The organism is Marinobacterium sedimentorum, assembly GCF_024267675.1.
GTDB lineage: Bacteria > Pseudomonadota > Gammaproteobacteria > Pseudomonadales > Balneatricaceae > Marinobacterium_A > Marinobacterium_A sedimentorum.
The window spans coordinates 1-227 of record NZ_JALDYX010000169.1 but is presented as its reverse complement, the minus strand read 5'-3'; the positions used below and the strand labels follow the sequence as shown (position 1 = coordinate 227).

Below are 227 nucleotides of genomic sequence, written 5' to 3'. Positions count from 1 at the left end.
CTTTTACAACGATGTTACCAATAAACAGAATCAGAATAGCTGAAATGATATTCACGCCATATTGAACAAGTAAATCGGAGTTGTTGGTTAACCACTGCTCCGCTTTCGACAATCCATCCACAATAGGTGCTTGGATATCAACTGACTCATTGGCCATATTGTTTACCTCTTGAAAATATAAATAGTGCATAGCGAACCTTAGCTAATACCACTGTACTATTAGCAAA

At 37.0% G+C, this 227-nt stretch carries 1 protein-coding gene; it reads right to left on the bottom strand.

Annotation, left to right across the window (positions count from 1 at the left end; genetic code table 11):
• Positions 1-157, bottom strand: a 157-nt coding sequence (locus tag MRS74_RS24295; protein ID WP_438362357.1) for a mechanosensitive ion channel family protein, incomplete at its 3' end; no start/stop codon positions are given.
• Between the last annotated feature and the right edge of the window lie 70 nt (positions 158-227).